Below are 2,467 nucleotides of genomic sequence, written 5' to 3'. Positions count from 1 at the left end.
GGAGGGCCTCAGAGCGCTGCAGGATCTCGATATCAACGCGCTGCCGCTTGTGGAGGGCACGCCGCAGGACGATCTGCGTCTGGGGCCCTGCGTGGGCGCTATCGGCAAGTTTATCTGCATCGGACTGAACTATGCCGATCACGCCGAAGAGGCGAACATGCAGATCCCCGCAGAGCCGATCATCTTCAACAAATGGACTTCGGCGATCTGCGGACCAAACGACCCGATCCGGATCCCGCGCGGCTCGCAAAGGACCGACTGGGAGGTCGAACTGGGCGTCGTGATCGGTGAACCCGGAGTGTATATCGACGAGGCGGATGCGATGGCCCATGTGGCCGGTTTCTGCGTCATCAACGATGTGTCCGAGCGGGAATTTCAGCTCGACCGCGCCGGCACCTGGGACAAGGGCAAGGGCTGTGACACCTTCGGGCCGACCGGTCCCTGGCTTGTAACACCCGACGAGGTGGCCGATATGGACGACCTCGGCATGTGGCTCGATGTGGACGGGGAGCGCCAGCAAACCGGCTCGACCTCAACGCTGATCTTCCGGGTGCCGCATCTTGTGTCTTACTGCAGCCGCTTTATGAGCCTGCAGCCCGGCGATGTGATTTCAACCGGCACACCGCCCGGTGTCGGCATGGGACAGAAACCGCCCCGCTACCTGAAAGGCGGAGAGGTTGTTACGCTCGGGATCGAAGGCCTCGGAAAACAGCGCAGCCCGGTGCTCGCCGCATCCTGACCGGCCAGCTGAGCCACGGGCGGGCCGCCGCCGGTGTTGACGGTCTCACGCTCTACTCCAGCGCTTCGCTTAGCGGCACGCCCACGGCACCGCTTGGCAGCCTGGTTTTCATGATCATCGCAATCGTTGCGGCCACATCGACGGTCTCGACCCGGCGGGAAATGCGCCCGGTCTCAATCCCCCGGCCCATGAAAATTACCGGCACATGGCTGTCGTAGGTCCAGAGCGATCCATGCGCCGAGGCCACACTCAGCCCGTCGAAATCCGCAACAAACCACTGCGGCTCAAAGACGACGTAGATATCTCCCGACCGGTCGGGATGAAAATTCGCCATCACCGCACGCGTCACCCGCGTGTCCGGCACCTCGCCCCGGCGCAGCCTGGCGCTTGGCACCGCATAGGCAATGCCCGGCAGCGCCTGAAGCTCTGCGGCCACGGCGTTCGCCACCTTACCTGCGTCAAGGCCCGCTGCGGCAATCTGCTCCTGATTGAGATAAACATAGGGGTTGGTGAAACTGCGCACCAGGGCCTCAGAGAGCCCAAACCGTTCTTTGAGACGTGCAAACCCGGGCGCCGTGTCCGTGTCTTCAAAATTGAAATGCTGCGCCTCAACGCCTACGGTTGCAAGGTAACCCGGCGCCTCGGGTGCGCCGTGATCCGCTGACAGCACCACAAGGGTATTCTCAAGCCCCACGGTTTCATCGACAAAACTCAGCAGATCGGCCAGCGTGGCATCCAGACGCCTGATGTTGTCTTCGGCCTCCAGCGAGGACGGCCCGAAGAGATGCCCGACATAATCAGTGGACGACAGGCTCACGCTCATGAAATCCGGCACATCGTCCTGACCAACCTCCTCGGCCGTCATAAGCGCCTTGGCGAAATCAACCGTGATCTCATCACCAGCCGGGCTCAGGGTCAGCAGCGTGGTGTAATAGTTGCTGTCCGCCGCTCCGTAGGCGTGCGGAAAGGTCCGGCCCCAGCCGGGAAAGTCGGTTTCCCAGTGCTGGTCATCCCGGTCACCGAACATATAGGTGCCCGGATCGTCCGTCAGGGTCCAGTTGAACCCGGCATAGCTGCCGACGACACCTTTAGCGTCCCAGGCGCCCATCCACTCCGGATAGTCGTCGCGGTAAAAGGTGCTGGTCACGAACCGGCCCTCGGCCTTCGAGAACCAGTAGGCCTGACCTGCGTGCCCGGCAAAAGAGATCGCACCCCGGTCTTTGACCGACACGCCGAAAACTTTCGACGCCGGCCCGTAATGCATCCGGATCTCATCGCCGATGGTGGTGGTCAGGATGTTGCGCGGTGACCGCCCGTCGGTGGTGGCGGCGCGTTGTGTGGGGTCGATCTCGGTGTCTGCATTCACCCCTGCGGCCCCCACCAGCGGATAATCAGGGTCCTGCACGTTGTAAAATGTCGTGCCGCTGTCCCGGTCAAACCAGAGGTTGGCGACCATGCCGTGAATGCCCGGATCGGTGCCGGTCGACAGCGTTGTATGCCCCACGATCGTCTCGTTATTGGCATGCCGGTGGTGGGCATTGGCAAAGAACATGCCGCCCGACAGCAGGCGGTTGAACCCGTCCGCGCCCAGGCCTGCGCCAAAACGATCAATGAGATCACCGCGCAGCTGGTCCACGGTGATCTGCAGCACCAGCTTCGGCGGCCCTTCGCTGTCCTGAGCAAAGGCGGTCGGGGCGGCAAGCACGGCAGCGATACCGGCGGCACTCA

General features: G+C 62.8%; 2 protein-coding genes. One reads left to right on the top strand and one right to left on the bottom strand.

Features of this window, described 5'->3' with window-relative positions:
- Positions 1 to 739, top strand: a 739-nt coding sequence (locus Q0M35_RS12860; protein ID WP_295315907.1) for a fumarylacetoacetate hydrolase family protein, incomplete at its 5' end; no start/stop codon positions are given.
- Positions 740 to 791: 52 nt separating this feature from the next.
- Here Q0M35_RS12860 and Q0M35_RS12855 read toward each other — a convergent pair.
- Positions 792 to 2,467: alkaline phosphatase family protein (locus Q0M35_RS12855; RefSeq protein ID WP_295315905.1), on the bottom strand; the 1,676-nt coding region annotated here is incomplete at its 5' end.

It is taken from the genome of Roseobacter sp. (genome assembly GCF_024639605.1).
Classification (GTDB): Bacteria; Pseudomonadota; Alphaproteobacteria; order Rhodobacterales; family Rhodobacteraceae; genus Roseobacter.
Note: the sequence above shows the minus strand (reverse complement) of the source record. Positions and strands in the feature narration are given on the sequence as shown.